The organism is Micromonospora peucetia (assembly GCF_900091625.1).
Lineage (GTDB): Bacteria > Actinomycetota > Actinomycetes > Mycobacteriales > Micromonosporaceae > Micromonospora > Micromonospora peucetia.
On record NZ_FMIC01000002.1, the window covers coordinates 5,647,627 to 5,663,803 of the forward strand.

Consider the following 16,177-nt stretch of genomic DNA (forward strand, 5'->3'; position numbering starts at 1 on the left):
GGTTGTCGCTGTCACCTACCGTGACCGGAAACGACGCCGCGAGGTTGACCCTGACGCGGCGTCACTGTGCAGGATCGGTCCCGGCCGGCGGAAATGCTCTCGACCGGCCGCCGTCTCAGGGGCAACCCTGAGTCGGAGGTGGGGGGCACCCGCAGCGCGAAATCCGCCGTGGCTCCGACCGGAGTCGGACGGATCGGGGCCGGCGAGCACAGATGATGGGACTGCCGCGCCGGACCAGCGGGGGCGGCGCGGATCGAAGACAGACGGAAGAGGTAGATGACGTGACCGCGACGGTAGGCCCGCAGGTGCAGGCCGCGGCCCGGGCGAACGACGTGTGGAAGGTGTACGGCAGCGGCGAGGCGCAGGTCGTCGCGTTGCGGGGGGTCAGTGCGGAGTTCGAGCGGGGCCGGTTCACGGCGATCATGGGGCCGTCGGGCTCGGGCAAGTCGACGTTGATGCACTGCCTCGCGGGGTTGGACTCGGTGACCCGCGGCACGGTGTCGATCGGCGACACCAAGGTCACCGGCCTGGGCGACGCGGGCCTGACGAAGCTGCGGCGCGACAAGGTGGGCTTCATCTTCCAGCAGTTCAACCTGCTGCCGACGCTGACGGCGAAGGAGAACATCCTGCTGCCGCTGTCGATCGCCGGGCGCAAGCCGGACCAGGCCTGGTACGACACGGTGATCGCCACGGTCGGGCTGCGGGATCGGCTGGACCACCGGCCGGCGCAGCTCTCCGGCGGTCAGCAGCAGCGGGTGGCGTGCGCCCGCGCGCTGGTCTCCCGCCCTGAGGTGATCTTCGCCGACGAGCCGACCGGCAACCTGGACTCCCGCGCCGGCGCGGAGGTGCTGAACTTCCTGCGCAACTCGGTACGCGAGCACGGGCAGACCATCGTCATGGTCACCCACGACCCGACCGCCGCCGCGTACGCCGACCGGGTGGTCTTCCTCGCCGACGGGGAGATCGTCTCCGAGTTGATCGAGCCGACCGCCGACACGGTGCTGGACACCATGAAGAAGCTGGACACCCCCGCCGAGGTGGCGCGCTGATGTTCAGGGCGACCCTCAAGAGCCTGCTGGCCCGCAAGGTCCGGCTGATTCTCTCCGGCCTGGCGGTGGTGCTGGGCGTCATGTTCGTCTCCGGCGCGTTCGTGCTCACCGACACCCTCGGCCGTTCGTTCGACTCGATCTTCGCCGACGCGTACGAGGGCGTGGACGTCAACGTCGCCGCCAAACCGAAGATCGACATCGGCGAGACCGAGGGCATGCAGGCCGCCTCGCCGGTACCGGCGGCCACCCTGGACAAGGTCCGGGCGGTGCCCGGAGTGGCCGAGGCCACCGGCGTCGTCGGCGTCGACGGGGCCCGGCTGATCGGCAGCAACGGCAAGGCGGTCGCCTCGTTCGGTCCGCCCCAGCTGGGCGAGAACTGGACCGGCGAGAGCGACCTGGTGCAGTTGCGCGAAGGGCGGGCGCCGCAGGCCGACAACGAGATCGTCATCAACAGGGCGCTCGCGACGGCCGGCAAGGTGAAGGTCGGCGACCGGGTCGGCGTGCTGACCCTCCAGCCCAAGCAGGAGTTCACCATCGTCGGCCTGTTCGGCTACAGCGGCGGCCGGGACTCCATCGGTGGCGCAAACGAGATCATGTTCACCACGCCGGTCGCGCAGCGGCTGATGCTCGGCGCGCCGGACACCTACAGCAACATCTCGGTCAGCGCCACGAACGGGGTGTCGGACGAGGCGCTGCGCGACGCCGTGGCCGCCGCGCTGGGCGCCGACTTCGAGGTCAAGACCGGTACGCAGCTCTCCGAGGACGCGGCGGCCGGCATGAAGGAGGCGCTGTCCTTCTTCAACCGGATCCTGCTCGGCTTCGCGGCGGTGGCGCTGCTGGTGGGCACCTTCCTGATCCTCAACACCTTCTCGATCATCGTGGCGCAGCGCACCCGGGAACTGGCGCTGATGCGTGCCGTCGGGGCCAGCGGCCGGCAGATCATCGGGTCGGTGGTGCTGGAGGCCGTCGCGGTGGGGCTGGTCGCCTCGGTGCTCGGCCTCGGTGCCGGCATCGGCATCGGCGCGCTGCTGGCGTACCTGTTCAGCACGTTCGCCGGCGGGCTGACCCTGGCGGGGGTCGGCGTGCCGCTGTCCGCCGTGATCGGCTCGTTCGCCGTCGGCCTGGTGATCACCGTGGTGGCGGCGCTGCTACCGGCGCTGCGGGCGTCCCGGATCCCGCCGATCGCGGCGATGCAGGACGTGGCCACCCCCGACCGCCCGCTGACCAAGGTCACCGTGGCCGGGGCGATCGTCACCGCCGTCGGCGGCACGCTGCTGGCCCTGGGGCTCACCGGCAACGCCGGGGGCAACACCCTGGCCACCATCCTGGGCGGGGTGCTGTTCGCCTTCATCGGGGTGGCCCTGCTCACGCCGCTGATCAGCCGGCCGGTGGTGAGCCTGCTCGGTGCGCTCTTCGCCTGGTCGGTGCCGGGCAAGCTGGGCCGGCTCAACTCCGGGCGCAACCCGCGCCGTACCGCCATCACCGCCGCCGCGCTGATGGTCGGCATCGCCCTGGTCACCGGGGTGACGGTGATCCTGGACTCGGCGAAGAGCAGCATCGGCGGGCTCGCCGAGGACAGTCTGAAGGCGGAGCTGGTGATCGCCGGGGCGCAGAGCGGCCCCCGGCCGCCGAGCTTCGACCCGGCGGTGCTGGAGAAGGCCGCCGCGATCCCCGGGGTGGCCCTGGCCGACGGCGAGTACGGTGACCTGGCGTTGGTCGGCGGAGAGCGCACCTGGGTGGCGGTGAGCAGTGACGTCGCCGCGCTGCGGCAGATCTTCGGGGCCGAGCCCACCGCCGGGAACATCGACCGGCTGGCGTCGGACGAGATGCTGGTCAGTTCGGACACCGCGAAGGCGCGCGGCCTCTCCGTAGGGTCCAAGGTGCCGGTGCAGACGTCCCGGGGCGAGGCACAGACCTACACGGTGACCGGCATCTACGCCAGTTCGCAGCTGACCAACCCGGTGGTGCTGCCGCCGGAGGCGGCCCGCGGCTTCGCCATCCCGCAGCCGATCCAGGGCTTCATCCAGTTGGCCCCGGGCACCCGGGTGGCCGACGTGCAGCCGCAGATCGAGGCACTGCTGGCCGACTCCCCCGAGGTGTCGGTGGCCGACCGGGAGGCGTTCATCGAGCAGCAGACCGGTCAGCTGGACGGGCTGTTGACGATGATCCAGATCCTGCTGGCGCTGGCCATCGTGATCGCCGTGCTCGGCATCATCAACACCCTGGCGCTGTCGGTGCTGGAACGCACCCGGGAGCTGGGGCTGCTGCGGGCCATCGGCCTGCGCCGGGCGCAGACCATGCGGATGATCACCGTGGAGGCGGTGGTGATCTCGGTCTTCGGCGCGCTGCTCGGCGTCGTCGTCGGCGCCGGCCTCGGTGCGGCCGTGGTCGAGGCACTCCGGGACGAGGGGATCACCGACCTGGTGCTGCCCTGGACCCAGATGGGGATCTTCCTCGGCCTCGCCGCGATCGTCGGGGTGGTCGCCGCGGCGCTCCCGGCGGTCCGGGCCGCCCGGATCAACGTGCTCGGCGCCATCGCCCACGACTGATCCCGACCAACGACGAGGGGCCCCGCCGGTCGGCGGGGCCCCTCGTCACGTCAGGCGCCGAGCAGGGCGGCCAGCAGTTCCAGGTCCGCGCCGGTCAGGCTCTCCAACTGGTGTACGCCGTCCAGCGGCCCGATCGGCACCTCCGCCGGTACGGCCAGCACCGCCGCCCCGGCGGCGAGCGCACTGGCCACCCCTGTCGGCGAGTCCTCGATCGCCACGCAGCGGGCGATCGGCACGCCGAGCAGCCGGGCGGCTGTCAGGTACGGCTCCGGGTGCGGCTTGGCGGCGTCGACCTCGTCGCCGCAGACGATTGCGTCGAAGCTGTCCCGCCCGAGGGTGTCCAGGGCCACCTCCACCAGGGGACGACCGCTGGAGGTCACCAGCGCGGTCGGGATGCCCGCCGCCCGGACGGCCCGCAGCAGGGTCAGCGCGCCGGGGCGCCAGCGCAGCCCGCTGCGGAACAGTTCCAGGATGCGGGCGTTGATCCACGCCGCACTCGCCTCGGGGTCGCGCCCCGGCTGGCCCAGGTCGTCGTGCAGGATGCGCATCGACGCGGCCATGGCGGTGCCGATCATCGCCCTGCGGGCGGGGTCGGAGAGGGTACCGCCGTACTCCGCCGCCAGTTCGTGCAGCGCGACGTCCCAGAGCTTCTCACTGTCGACCAGGGTGCCGTCCATGTCGAAGAGCACGGCGGCGGGGTGGTGGCTGCTCAGCGGGTCCTCCCTCGGATATGGGTACCCGGGGATCCTCTCAGCCGGCAGACCGCCGGCGCGCGCCCAGGTGCGGCGAGGTGACCTGGCCGACGGGTTGCGCGCGGGCCCGAGACTCGGGGACAACCGGCCGCCGCACGGCGGCCCTCGTTCGGAGGTCGCCATGCGCGTCCGATCTTTGGTCTCCCGGTGCACCGTGGTCCTGCTCGCCGCCGCCGTCGCGATCTGGCCGGCGGGGCCGGCCGCCGCGGCGAGCCTGCCGCTGGAACGGTGCTACGACCTGGAGACTCCCCAACACTCCGACGACCGGGACTGGTTCGCGCCGGGCAACGTGCACACCACCTGGCCGACACCTGTGGGCATGGTCGACCGGGACGTGTTCCGGGTGTCCGCCCTGGGCCGGGTCCGCATCGACCACTGGGGCACCCAGAAGTCGATCGCCGGCGAACTGCCGCTGGCCGGCAGCGGCTGGCCCGCGCCGGACGCCCCCCGGTACGCGCTGATCGCGAAGGTGACCTCGGGGTCAATGCTGGTGCTGAAGACCGGGCTGTTCTACGGCTCGGGCCGGTGGTTCCCGGTCGGCGCCGACAGCGGCTGCATGCTCTACTACAACGCCGGCATGCCGCCACGGCTGGTCTTCTCCTTCAACGACCCCAACCTCGGCGACAACGGCGGCGGCGCGTCGGTGTGGGTGCGGCAGTGGTGGAACTAGTGCTGCCCCGGCGGCTCAGCCGAGTCCGCAGGCGGTCCAGGGAGCGGGCCGGCGGGCGGTCAGGGGCTGGCCGCGAGGAAGACGAACGCGGCGAACAGCACCAGGTGCACGCCGCCCTGGAGCACGGTGGCCCGCCCCGGCACCACGGTCAGCACACTGGTGACGACGGTGAGGGCGAGCAGGGTCATCTGGGTGCCGCCGAGGCCGAGCAGCAGCGGCCCCTCCAACCAGATCGAGGCGATCGCTATCGCCGGGATGGTCAGCCCGATGCTGGCCATGGCCGAACCGAGGGCCAGGTTCAGGCTGATCTGCACCCGGTCGCGGCGGGCGGCCCGGGCAGCGGCGATCGTCTCGGGCAGCAGCACCAGCAGCGCGATGATCACACCGACGAACGACGGGGGCAGGTTCGCCCCGGCGACGGCGGACTCGATCGCCGGGGACACCGACTTGGCGTCGCCGACGACGGCGACCAGCGCCACCAGCAGCAGGCCGAGGCTGAGCACGGCGGCCCGGTTCGACGGCGGCTCGGCGTGCCCCTCCGCGTCGAGCACCCGCCCCTGACTGTTGACGGACAGGAAGTAGTCGCGGTGGCGGCCGGTCTGCACCATGACGAACAGGCCGTAGAGGGCGAGCGAGACCACGGCGGCGAAGGTGAGTTGCGCCGGGGTGAACTGCGGGCCCGGCCGGCTGGTGAAGGTCGGCACCACGAGGCTCAACGTGGCGAGGGTGGTCACGGTGGCCAACGCCCCGCCGGTCCCCTCGGAGTTGAACACCGCCACCCGGCGGCGCAGCGCGCCGAGCAGCAGCGACAGCCCGAGGATGCCGTTACAAGTGATCATGACGGCGGCGAAGACGGTGTCGCGCGCGAGGGACTGCGTCTTCTCGCCGCCGCTGATCATGAGCGTGACGATCAGGGCGACCTCGATGACGGTGACGGCCACCGCGAGCACGAGCGAGCCGTACGGCTCCCCCACCCGGTGAGCCACCACCTCGGCGTGGTGCACGGCGGCCAGCACCGCACCGGCCAGCAACACCGCCACCACGACCACGATGGGGCCGGACAGGTCGCGCCCCCAGGTCAGGACCAACACCAGGATCGCCAGCAGCGGGACGAAGACGGTCCAGTCGGTCATACGCGAACGGAACGGCGCGGCCATGCCCCAACCTTCTCAGAGCGAACGATCATCCGACCGCCGACCGGCGAGACCGGGCCGGCACCCTCCCCGCAGACGTCGCTCCGGCCCACAGTCGTACGGGTCCTGTCGGCTAGCGTGCGGGGATGGTTGTCCGATCGTCGCGTCGTGGTCCTGGTCAGTGGCGACCGCCGGTGAAGCCGAAGCCGCCCGCGTCGCTCGAGCTGGCGACGGTCGAGAGCGCCGCCGTCGAGGACGAGGCCACGTTCCGGCGGCTGGGTTTTGTCGATCTTGATTTGTCCGGGCGATCGGCGGACGGGGCCGAGTTCGCTCAGTGCCGGTTCAAGGGCACGGACCTCAGCGGCGCCCAGCTGGAGGGCGCGAAGTTCACCGACTGCCTGTTCGAGAGCACGAACCTGGCGAACCTGCGGGCGGAGAAGTCGTCGATGCTGCGGGTGCGACTGTCGACGGTGCGGATGACAGGCGTGCAGTGGATCAACGGCGGGTTACGGGACGTCACCGTCTCGGACTGCCGGCTGGACCTGTCGTCGTGGCGATTCACGAACTTCTCCAGCGTCGCCTTCGAGGGGTGCAATCTGACCCGGGCGGACTTCCAGAACGCGGACCTCGGCGGGGCGCGCTTCACCAACTGCGACCTGACCGGGGCGCAGTTCTCCCACGCGACGCTGGCGGGCACCCGGTTCGCCAACTGCGTCCTGGCCGGGATCGGCGGTGTGACGAGCATGGCCGGGGCGATCGTCGCCCACCAGGACCTCGCCGCCCTGTCCTACACCCTGGCGGGAGCGTTGGGGATCCGCATCGAGGACGCCGACGGCGAGTGAGCCCGGCGTCGCTCGTCGGAGCATGGCCCTGGTTCAGTGCGCCGTCTGGGCCCCGAGTTCGACCAGGAGGACGCCGGCGGCGATGAGGCCGATGCCGAGCATCATGACCTTGGTCAGGGGATCACGGAAGACGAGCCGCGCGATGATCGCCGTCAGGGCGATGCCGGCCGCGGCCCAGATGCCGTAGGCGACGCCCACCGCCATGCCGTTGCGCAGGGCCAGGCTGAGGAAGACGAAGCAGGTCACGTAGCCGCCGACGACGACGGGCGCCCAGGCCTTGTTTCGGAGGCCCTCGGAGGCACGCAGTGCCATGGTGGCGGTGATTTCGAAGGCTATCGCGGCGGCGAGGAAGACCCAGCTCATCGTGCCTCCTCGGCCTCGTTGTGAGCGCCCTGCGGTGTGCTGCGTCGCGGTTCGGCCTGGTGGGAGCCGAGTTCGACGAGCAGGACACCCGCGACGATGACGGCGAAGCCGAGTCCCATCACCCAGGTGAGCGCGTCGCCGAACAGCAGCGCGGCCAGCAACGCGGTGAGGGTGACCCCGCTGGCGGCCCAGATGCCGTAGGCGACGCCGATCGGCATGCCCTCGCGCAGGACCGCCGAAAGGAAGACGAAGGAGAGGGTGTAGCCGACGACGACCAACGCGATCCACGCGGAGTGGTCGTTGGCCGCGCGCAGCGCCAGGGTTCCGGTCACCTCCAGGCCGATGGCCCCGCCGAGGTACAGCCATTGCCTCACGAGTCGCCGCCTTCCGCGGTCAGGTCTTCGATGAGCGCGATGAGCGCGTCGTGGTCTTGCGGGTCGGGTGGGAACAGGCCGGTGGCGAAAGCGCTCCAGAGGCCATCGGCGGCCAGCCGGGCCAGGGTGAGCCGGGCGCGGATGGCCGGCGGCAGGTCCGGCGGCAGGTCGAACCACCTGGCGAGCCGGCGGATCCACGGCCCCGACAGTGCCGGCCGGTAGGCGGCTTCCGCGGCGACCGCGTACTCCGCGCGGCTGGCGTCACCCCGGTACGCGACGCGGGCGTACGCCCGGATCCGGGCGGCGGGGCTCGCCTGCTCGAACGGCACGCCGAGCGCGGCGAACATCGCGTCCTCGACCCGGGCCGCGGCGTGGTCGACGATCGCCAGCAGGAGGGCGTCCCGGGTCGGGAAGTGGTACATCAGTCCCGGCTTGGTGATCCCCGCCTGCCTGGCGACGGCGTCGAGGGTGATGTTCGCGCCCTCCTCGGCGGAGATCAGGGTCATGGCCGCGTCGAGGACGGCGGTTCTCTGGCTCGGTCGCACTGGATTACTTTACCTTCCGGACGGTAAAGTAATCACTCAATCGTGAGCGCGATCACGATCTCGGCGCTGACCTCGGTCGGGTGTCCCGACGGTGAATCGGGGTCGCGTCGCGGAGATGATGCTGACGGGACCCGGCACGAAATCCGGGTGGACTCAACCCCCGTCACGGCAGCGCCGAGCAGACCGGCCCGGACAGGGCGTAGGCTGGGGTCATCCCGGCACCGACGACATCCCACTCCTGAGGTGCCCGCCACGCCGGCTCCGCCCGTGGGTATGCGATCTTCGTACCCGACGCCACTCGATCCGTGGTGGCACGACCGACCGTCCGGTACGCACTTCTCACCTCCCAGCGGCCCAGGGTTCCGTCGACCCGCATCGGCGCGATCCCGGATCGGCACCGCCACGGCGCGGTCGCTCGCGATCGACACCCTGGTGAGCGGCACCGCCCGCGCCCAGCCGCGGCACCACCCCTGAGCAGGGCAACCGCCGGCCCGGCCGGAGGGTCGCCGAACCGGGCACCCCGCCCGGCGCAGGACGCGACCTCGCGCACGACCCCACCGCTACGCCGCGGTCACGGCGATAAGGATTCGACATGACGCCATCGACCAACGCCCTCGCTCCCCCGTCGTCGCCATCGACGCCGCGCCTGCGGATCGAACCGACCCGGTCCACGCGTACGCTGCTCGACGGCGGCTGGTGGCCCCGCTCGACAGATCCACTCGCGGAACTGCCCGGCCTCGTCCTCGCCATCGACCTGCTGCACGGGCCGATCGTCCGGCTGGTCCTCAACGCCGACACCTGGGACGACAATCCGCGCCACCTGGCCATCGCCGGCAGGGTGCTGCGGCTGGGCTACTTCGCCAGCCAGCCCGCCACCCTGCTGACCGCGATCTGTCTCAACGACGACCGGATCGACCTGCTGGTCGTACCGCCGGAGACCGCGGCCGGCCTGGCGGAGACGGCGATGGCGCTCGCCGCCTCCGCCGGCAACCTGGTCCATTCCCCGCAGCTTCTCGCCGCCGCCGGAACGATCTCCGAGGCGAGGGTCGACAGTGCGAGCAGGCACAGCTGGGAGGGCGAGGGCGGCCTTCTCCGCGCCGCACCCGCGCCGGCAGCACCTCCGCCAAGGCGACAGCGCCCCGGCGACGTTCCCAGCATCACCACCAAGGAGCAGACCATGACCATCGCCCGACACACGATCGTCTCCGCGCTGCGTCAACGCGGCCAGCACGCCAGGGCCGACTGGGTCGAGCGGGAGCTGCCGACGCAGGTCGACCCCTCTCGGCACGTCGGGCTACTCGCGACCCTGCGTCTCGACCTCGCCGAACTCGGCGGGTCGACGGCACGGTGAGAGTGGCCCTGCTGGGTCCGGTGGCCTGGCGGACGCCGCCGCGCCACTACGGCCCGTGGGAACAGGTGACCGGTCTCCTGGCCGAAGGGCTCGTCGCGCGGGGCGTAGACGTGACGCTCTTCGCCACGCTGGACTCGATCACCTCCGCCACTCTCGACGGGGTGTGCCCACGCGGCTACGCCGAGGATCAACGCATGGACGGGCGGGTCTGGGAGGCGATGCACGTCTCCCACGCGCTGGCCCGGTCCGCCGAGTTCGACCTCGTGCACAGCCACCTGGACTGGTTGCCGCTGGCCTTCGCCGAGCACTGCGACGCCCCGCTGCTGACCACCGTGCACGGCTTCTCCGGGGCGGGGATCCTGCCGGCGTACGAGAAGGGCCGCTCGTCCTACGTCTCCATCTCCGACGCCGACCGGACCCCCGGGCTCGACTACCTCGCCACGGTCTACCACGGGGTCGACCTCGACGGGTTGCCGTTCACCCCGGAACCCGGTCCCGGGCTGGTGGCCTTCGGCCGGATCCATCCCGACAAGGGCACCCACACCGCCATCGAGATCGCCCGCCAGGCCAACCGACCGCTGACCATCTGCGGCATCGTGCAGGACGAACGGTACTTCAGCGAGCAGGTGGCCCCGCACATCGACGGCGAGCGGGTCACCTTCCTCGGCGCCGTGGGCCCACAGCGCCGTGGGGAGATCCTGGGCGCCGCCGCCGCCCTGCTGCACCCCATCGCCTTCGACGAACCGTTCGGCCTGTCCGTGGTGGAGTCGATGGCCTGCGGGACGCCGGTCGTGGCGTACGCCCGCGGGTCGATGCCCGAGGTGGTCGACGAGGGGGTGACGGGGCTGCTGGTGCAGACCGCCGAGCAGGCGGTCGAGGCCGTCGGTCGGGTGACGTCGATCGACCGCGCCGGCTGTCGGGCACGGGCCCGGCAACGCTTCAGCGCCGACCGGATGGTCACCGACTACCTGGCCGTCTACGACGACCTCACCGGTCAACCAGAACGCTGATTCTGTCCAGGCGCCGACGATTCGCTGTGAATCCGGCTCCGCTCGATCCAGGTTCGCCCCGGCCCCACCCCGCTGACGCGGCGGCCGCCCGTGAACCCGTTCCGTCGGCCGTACACGTCGGCCGACGTGCGCCGTTACCTCGTGAGGCCGCCCCGTCCCCGGTGGCGGCCGACAACCGGAAGGCACGGCACCCGATGTCCATCAGTTACGGCTTCCTGAGCACCCACCCGCCGACCCGGTGCGGGCTGGCCACCTTCAACTCCGCCCTCGCCGCCCACCTGACCGCCGGCGGACCGCCCGGCGGCGTCGTCCGGGTCACCGCACCCGGCGACGACCAACGTCCGGAACCCGCCGTCGTGCACACCTGGTCGACGCGGAACGCGTCCGGTTGGCGGGGCGCCGCCGCGGCGCTCAACGCCTTCGGCGTGGTCGTGGTGCAGCACGAGTACGGCATCTATCCCGGGACCGACGGCGAGGACGTCCTGCCGTTGCTGCGCCGGCTCACCGTACCGAGCATCGTGGTCCTGCACACCGTGCTCCGTCAGCCCTCGGCCCGGCAGAAGACGCTGCTGGAGCAGATCGTGGCCGCCGCCGGCGCGGTCGTCACGATGACCGGCACCGCCCACGACCGGCTGCTCATCGGCTACGCGGTGGACCCGGCGAAGGTGTCGGTGATCCCGCACGGCGCCGCCGACCCCGTCGGCGCAGCCATCCCGAGGCGAACCCGTCCGCACCTGCTCACCTGGGGACTGCTCGGGCCCGGCAAGGGGATCGAGTGGGCCTTGCGGGCACTGGCCCGCTTGCAGGACCTCGACCCGACCCCCACGTACACCGTCGCCGGCCGGACCCATCCGAAGGTGATCGAGCATCAGGGCGAGGCGTACCGGGCCGGTCTGCACCGCCTCGGCGCCGAGCTCGGCGTCGCGCACACCGTGGACTACCAGGCCGCGTACCACGACCAGGCCACTCTCGGCGCGCTGGTCCGCTCCGCCGACGTGGTCGTGCTGCCCTACGACTCGACCGAACAGGTGACCTCCGGCGTCCTGATCGAGGCGGTGGCCGCCGGTGTCCCCGTCGTCGCCACGCCCTTCCCGCACGCCGTCGAGCTGCTCACCGGGGGCCCCGGGCTGGTCGTACCCCATCGGGATCCGGCGGCGCTGGCGGCCGCGATCCGGCGGATCCTCACCGAGCCCGGCCTGTCCGCCAACCTCGCCGGCCGATCGCGGCCGATCGCCGCGGACCTGCGCTGGCCGGCGGTGGCGGCGCGGTACGAGGCCCTCGCCGGACGGCTCATCGCCGGTCGCTCACCCACCGTCACCCCGGCAGCGGCGTGATCACGTCGCGCGACCGGGCCGGCGACGGCGGACACCGCGCCTCCGCCCTGCGGGCACCCACGCCGAGCTTCGCCCACCTGGCCCGGCTCAGTGACGACACCGGCCTCTTCGAGCACGCCCGGCACGCCATCGTCCGGCGGGAACACGGCTACTGCACCGACGACGTCGCCCGGGGTCTGTTGGTCGCCAGCCGGGAGCCGGAGCCGTCGGCGCAGGTGCTCGGGCTGGCCGAGCGCTACCTGGCCTTCCTGACCCACGCCCAGGACGGTCGCGGCGCCTTCCACAACCGCCTCGGCCACGACCGGCGCTGGACCGACCAGGCCGGTCTCGGTGACTGGTGGGGGCGGGCGCTGTGGGGGCTGGGGACGGCCGCCGCCCGCAACCCCGCCGACTGGATCCGCACCGAGGCGCTCGTGGCCTTCAGCCGCGGTGCGGCCCGGCGGTCGGCCGCGCCGCACGCCATGGCCTTCGCCGGGCTGGGCGCCGCCGAGGTGCTGCGCCGCCATCCCGGGCACGCCGTGGCGGGGGCGCTGCTCGACGACGCCGCCAGCGCAGTCGGCACCGGCGGCCCCGATCCGCGCTGGCCGTGGCCGCAGCAGCGGCTCAGCTACGCCAACGCCGCCCTCGCGGAGGTCGTCATCGCCGCCGGCCACCTGCGCGGGAACGCCGCACTGCTCGCCGACGGGCTGCGGATGCTGACCTGGCTGCGCGAGGTGCAGGTGCGCGACGGGCGGCTCTCGGTCGTACCCGCCGGCGGCTGGGGGCGCGACGGCCCTCGCCTGCGCCACGACCAGCAGCCCATCGAGGTCGCCGCCCTCGCCGACGCGTGCGCGACCGCCGCCGCGATCACCGGCGACCCGGCCTGGGAGGTCGGGCTCGGGCAGGCCGTCGGCTGGTTCCTGGGAGACAACGACCTCGGCATGGCCATGTGGGACCCGGCGACCGGCGGCGGCTACGACGGGCTCACCCCACACGGCCCCAACCTCAACCAGGGTGCCGAATCGACCCTGGCGTTGATCTCCACCCTGCAGCACGCCCGGCGGTCGTCGTGACCGAAATCCTGGCCACCCGCCAGAGCCTCACCCTCGCCCCCGATCCCCGACGGGTCATCGTCAAGCTCTTCGTCCCGGGAGAGGACGCCGCGGTGGCGCGCACCCGCGCGCACGACCTCGTCGACCGGATCGCGGGCCTCGCCGCCGACGAGACGCAGATCCTGCTCCGACGGACCCTGCACGACTTCGGCGACCGGCACCGCGACCTGGAAGACACCTTCCAGCACCACTACGAACTCGTCCGGCACCGGGTCGCCGGCGCCCGGCAGCTCTCCCCCACCGCCCGGCTGTTGGTGGGCGCCTACTTCAGCCACGAGTACGCCGTCGAGGCCGCCGCGCTGTGCAACCCGTCCATGGTGGCCCACCCCGACCAGTCCGTGCTGCGGCCCGGGCAACTGCGGGTCGCGGTCAGCCTGCGCCAGATCGGTGAGGGCCACCTCTCCTCCATCGGGTTCGCCAGCGCCGTGCTGGGACCCGGGAACCGCCTCGCCGTGCAGGGGCGGTCGGGACCACTGGTGAGCGGCCGACGCGGCCACGTCCGACAGCGACGGGACCTGCTCGCCGCCGGGCTACGCGAGGAGGGCTGGGACAACGAGGTCTGCGCCAGCGTGCTGGCCGCCCTGCCGGAACACTACGACGAGGCCGGCTTCGAACGGGTACTGGCCGCCCTGCCGCCCGACCTGTTCTACCGCAACACCACGCCGGACACCCTGGAACAGTTGCGCCGGCTCTCCGCGGCCAGCTATGCCGTCGCCTTCCCGGCCGACACCCTCCTGCATGAGCGGGTGCTCTGGCCGGCCACCGCGGCGGAGAGCAACGGCATGGAGGACGCCCGGTTCGTCAGGTTCGTCGATGACGCCGGCGCCCCGACGTACCAGGCGACGTACACCGCCTACGACGGTCGGCGGATCGCCCCTCGCAGGTTGGCCAGCGACGATCTGGGTCACTTCCGGATCGATCCGATGCGCGGGCCGGGCGCCCGGAACAAGGGTATGGCGCTCTTTCCCCGGAGCGTCGATGGCCGGCACCTGGCGCTCTGCCGCTCCGACGGCGAGACCATCGGCCTGACCGTACTGGCCGACGACAACACCTGGCGGGCCCCGGTGCCGCTGCACGGGCCGCGCCGCAGTTGGGAGTTGATCCAGGTCGGCAACTGCGGATCGCCCATCGAGACCGCAGCGGGCTGGTTGGTGCTCACCCACGGCGTCGGCCCGATGCGCCGCTACGCCATCGGGGCCCTGCTGCTCGACCTGCACCAACCGGAGCGGGTGATCGCCGAGCTGCCGGGGGCGCTGCTGGTCCCCGACGACACTGAACGCGATGGGTACGTGCCCAACGTCGTCTACTCCTGCGGCGGCCTGCTCCACGGCGACCTGCTCTGGCTGCCGTACGGCGCCAGCGACGCCCGGGTCGGCTTCGCCACCGTGCCTCTCGACGCGCTCGTCGAGGCGATGGTCAGGCACCGGTCCGGCTGATCCGCCACGAGACCACCCTGACGCGTTCCTGGAACGGAGTGCTCCGGTGGCCGAATCCGGCGGTTGCGCGGCGACGATCCGGGGCAAGGGCTCCGCCGCTCCTTGGGCTGATGAGCAGACGTGAGATGCGCCGACGCCGGTGCGGTGCGTACAGTTCCGGGTCGGACTTGGCATGGGCCGGGGAGATCCGGCGCGGGGAACGGGACGAGACAGCGACGGCATGGCAGCGGACAAGACTACCGAAACAGACCACGACGGCATCGACTCGAGCCAGCTGGAGATCTGTCTCAGCGTTTTCGAGGCGTTGGAGGACCTGCCTCCCGACCACCCCGACGTGGTGCGGATGCAGCGGGCCACCGCGCGGCTCTACAAGGTGATCAAGCAGCGTCGGCGCGAGGAACGGCGGGACGCCCTCGCGGCGGCCGACCACGCGGTGACGTCGGCCACCGCCACCGGCGCCCCGGGCCGGATCGACGACGAGACCCAGGGGATCCCGCTCGCCTCCCCCACCGAGGGCACCACGGCCGGCTTCCTGCACAACCCGCGCGGCTGCTACGTCTGCAAGCAGCGCTACCGCGAGGTGGACGCCTTCTACCACCAGCTCTGCCCGCCCTGCGCGGCACTGAACCGGGAGCGCCGCGACGCCCGTACCGACCTGACCGGCCGGCGGGCGCTGCTCACCGGGGGCCGGGCGAAGATCGGCATGTACATCGCGCTGCGACTGCTGCGCGACGGCGCGCACACCACGGTGACCACCCGGTTCCCGCACGACGCGGTCCGCCGGTTCGCCGCGATGCCGGACAGCGGGGACTGGCTGCACCGCCTGCGGGTCGTCGGGATCGACCTGCGCGACCCCGCTCAGGTGATCGCCCTCGCCGACTCGGTCAGCGAGCAGGGGCCACTCGACATCCTGATCAACAACGCGGCGCAGACCGTCCGCCGCACCCCCGGGGCGTACGCGCAGCTCATCGCCGCCGAGGCGGCGGCCCTGCCGGAGGGACCGCTGCCGGAGATCGTCACGTTCGCCAAGCCGGCCGGCCGGGACGACCCGGCGGGCAGCCTGACCGCCGCGCCCGCGCTCACCCCGCACGCGCTCACCGCGCTGGCGCTGACCAGCGGCTCCGCCTCACCGGAACGGATCGCGGCGGCCACCGCCATCGACGCCGGCGGCCTGGTGCCGGACCTCGACCCGGTCAACAGTTGGGTGCAGCGGGTGCACGAGGTGGACCCGGTGGAGTTGCTCGAAGTGCAACTGTGCAACGTGACGGCGCCGTTCGTGCTGGTCAGCCGGCTGCGACCGGCGATGGCCGCGGCGAGCGCCCGGCGCAGGTACGTGGTGAACGTGTCGGCGATGGAGGGCCAGTTCGGCCGCGGCTACAAGGGGCCGGGGCACCCACACACCAACATGGCCAAGGCCGCGCTGAACATGCTGACCCGCACCAGCGCCCAGGAGATGCTGACCGACGGCATCCTGATGACCAGCGTCGACACCGGCTGGATCACCGACGAGCGGCCCCACCCGACGAAGATGCGGCTCGCGGATGAGGGCTTCCACGCCCCGCTGGACCTGGTCGACGGCGCGGCCCGGGTGTACGACCCGATCGTCCGTGGTGAGCAGGGCGAAGACCTCTACGGCTGCTTCTTGAAGGACTACGCGCCCTGCGCCTGGTGAGCAGCG

The 16,177-nt window shown here is 72.3% G+C and carries 15 protein-coding genes; 10 read left to right on the forward strand and 5 right to left on the reverse strand.

Annotated elements, in window-relative coordinates; all coding sequences use genetic code 11:
• Window positions 1-281: 281 nt before the first annotated feature.
• Together GA0070608_RS25615 and GA0070608_RS25620 are read left to right on the forward strand one after the other, a co-directional pair.
• Window positions 282-1,049, forward strand: coding sequence for an ABC transporter ATP-binding protein (locus GA0070608_RS25615; protein WP_091631016.1), 768 nt, complete (start codon window positions 282-284; stop codon window positions 1,047-1,049).
• Window positions 1,049-3,598, forward strand: coding sequence for an ABC transporter permease (locus GA0070608_RS25620; RefSeq protein ID WP_091631017.1), 2,550 nt, complete (start codon window positions 1,049-1,051; stop codon window positions 3,596-3,598). Before GA0070608_RS25615 ends, GA0070608_RS25620 begins: the two co-directional genes overlap by 1 nt.
• Window positions 3,599-3,648: 50 nt before the next feature.
• Here the strand turns inward: GA0070608_RS25620 and GA0070608_RS25625 are convergent, their stop codons facing one another.
• The gene (locus GA0070608_RS25625; RefSeq protein WP_091631018.1) at window positions 3,649-4,287 is read right to left on the reverse strand and encodes an HAD family hydrolase; all 639 of its coding nucleotides are present in this window, start codon (window positions 4,285-4,287) and stop codon (window positions 3,649-3,651) included.
• Window positions 4,288-4,471: 184 nt separating this feature from the next.
• On the opposite strand from GA0070608_RS25625, the gene GA0070608_RS25630 reads away from it, so the two are divergent.
• Window positions 4,472-5,020, forward strand: coding sequence for a hypothetical protein (locus GA0070608_RS25630; protein ID WP_141719545.1), 549 nt, complete (start codon window positions 4,472-4,474; stop codon window positions 5,018-5,020).
• A gap of 59 nt (window positions 5,021-5,079) precedes the next feature.
• On the opposite strand, the gene GA0070608_RS25635 is transcribed toward GA0070608_RS25630, so the two are convergent.
• Window positions 5,080-6,177, reverse strand: a complete 1,098-nt coding sequence (locus tag GA0070608_RS25635; protein ID WP_091631020.1) for a calcium:cation antiporter — start codon at window positions 6,175-6,177, stop codon at window positions 5,080-5,082.
• Window positions 6,178-6,299: 122 nt separating this feature from the next.
• On the opposite strand from GA0070608_RS25635, the gene GA0070608_RS25640 reads away from it, so the two are divergent.
• A complete protein-coding gene (locus GA0070608_RS25640) occupies window positions 6,300-6,995 on the forward strand; it encodes a pentapeptide repeat-containing protein (protein ID WP_091631021.1) in 696 nt (231 codons plus the stop codon).
• Between the two features lie 33 nt (window positions 6,996-7,028).
• Here GA0070608_RS25640 and GA0070608_RS25645 read toward each other — a convergent pair whose 3' ends face one another.
• Genes GA0070608_RS25645 through GA0070608_RS25655 form a run of 3 tightly spaced genes read right to left on the reverse strand, consistent with a single transcriptional unit; the run spans window position 7,029 to window position 8,277 of the window.
• Complete coding sequence (locus GA0070608_RS25645) at window positions 7,029-7,358, reverse strand: DMT family transporter (protein ID WP_091631022.1); 330 nt, start codon at window positions 7,356-7,358, stop codon at window positions 7,029-7,031.
• On the reverse strand, window positions 7,355-7,732 hold the full coding sequence (locus GA0070608_RS25650; protein ID WP_091631023.1) for a DMT family transporter: 378 nt from the start codon (window positions 7,730-7,732) through the stop codon (window positions 7,355-7,357). Before GA0070608_RS25650 ends, GA0070608_RS25645 begins: the two co-directional genes overlap by 4 nt.
• Window positions 7,729-8,277: a TetR/AcrR family transcriptional regulator gene (locus GA0070608_RS25655; RefSeq protein ID WP_141719546.1), complete on the reverse strand. Its 549-nt coding sequence runs from the start codon at window positions 8,275-8,277 to the stop codon at window positions 7,729-7,731. Before GA0070608_RS25655 ends, GA0070608_RS25650 begins: the two co-directional genes overlap by 4 nt.
• A gap of 592 nt (window positions 8,278-8,869) precedes the next feature.
• Between GA0070608_RS25655 and GA0070608_RS25660 the strand changes: the two genes are divergently transcribed.
• The 6 genes from GA0070608_RS25660 to GA0070608_RS25685 all read left to right on the forward strand — a co-directional run bounded on the left by GA0070608_RS25660 (window position 8,870) and on the right by GA0070608_RS25685 (window position 16,171).
• Window positions 8,870-9,628 carry a DUF5994 family protein gene (locus GA0070608_RS25660; RefSeq protein ID WP_091631025.1) on the forward strand — a complete coding sequence of 253 codons (759 nt, stop codon included), beginning with the start codon at window positions 8,870-8,872 and terminating at the stop codon, window positions 9,626-9,628.
• Window positions 9,625-10,638: a glycosyltransferase family 4 protein gene (locus GA0070608_RS25665; protein ID WP_091631026.1), complete on the forward strand. Its 1,014-nt coding sequence runs from the start codon at window positions 9,625-9,627 to the stop codon at window positions 10,636-10,638. The genes GA0070608_RS25660 and GA0070608_RS25665 overlap by 4 nt, the downstream gene beginning before the upstream one ends.
• A gap of 194 nt (window positions 10,639-10,832) precedes the next feature.
• On the forward strand, window positions 10,833-11,972 hold the full coding sequence (locus GA0070608_RS25670) for a glycosyltransferase (protein WP_091636165.1): 1,140 nt from the start codon (window positions 10,833-10,835) through the stop codon (window positions 11,970-11,972).
• On the forward strand, window positions 11,969-13,024 hold the full coding sequence (locus GA0070608_RS25675; protein WP_425413243.1) for a glycosyltransferase: 1,056 nt from the start codon (window positions 11,969-11,971) through the stop codon (window positions 13,022-13,024). The genes GA0070608_RS25670 and GA0070608_RS25675 overlap by 4 nt, the downstream gene beginning before the upstream one ends.
• On the forward strand, window positions 13,021-14,499 hold the full coding sequence (locus tag GA0070608_RS25680) for a glycoside hydrolase family 130 protein (protein ID WP_091631027.1): 1,479 nt from the start codon (window positions 13,021-13,023) through the stop codon (window positions 14,497-14,499). Before GA0070608_RS25675 ends, GA0070608_RS25680 begins: the two co-directional genes overlap by 4 nt.
• A gap of 220 nt (window positions 14,500-14,719) precedes the next feature.
• Window positions 14,720-16,171: an SDR family NAD(P)-dependent oxidoreductase gene (locus tag GA0070608_RS25685; protein WP_176733836.1), complete on the forward strand. Its 1,452-nt coding sequence runs from the start codon at window positions 14,720-14,722 to the stop codon at window positions 16,169-16,171.
• The last annotated feature ends 6 nt before the right edge of the window (window positions 16,172-16,177 follow it).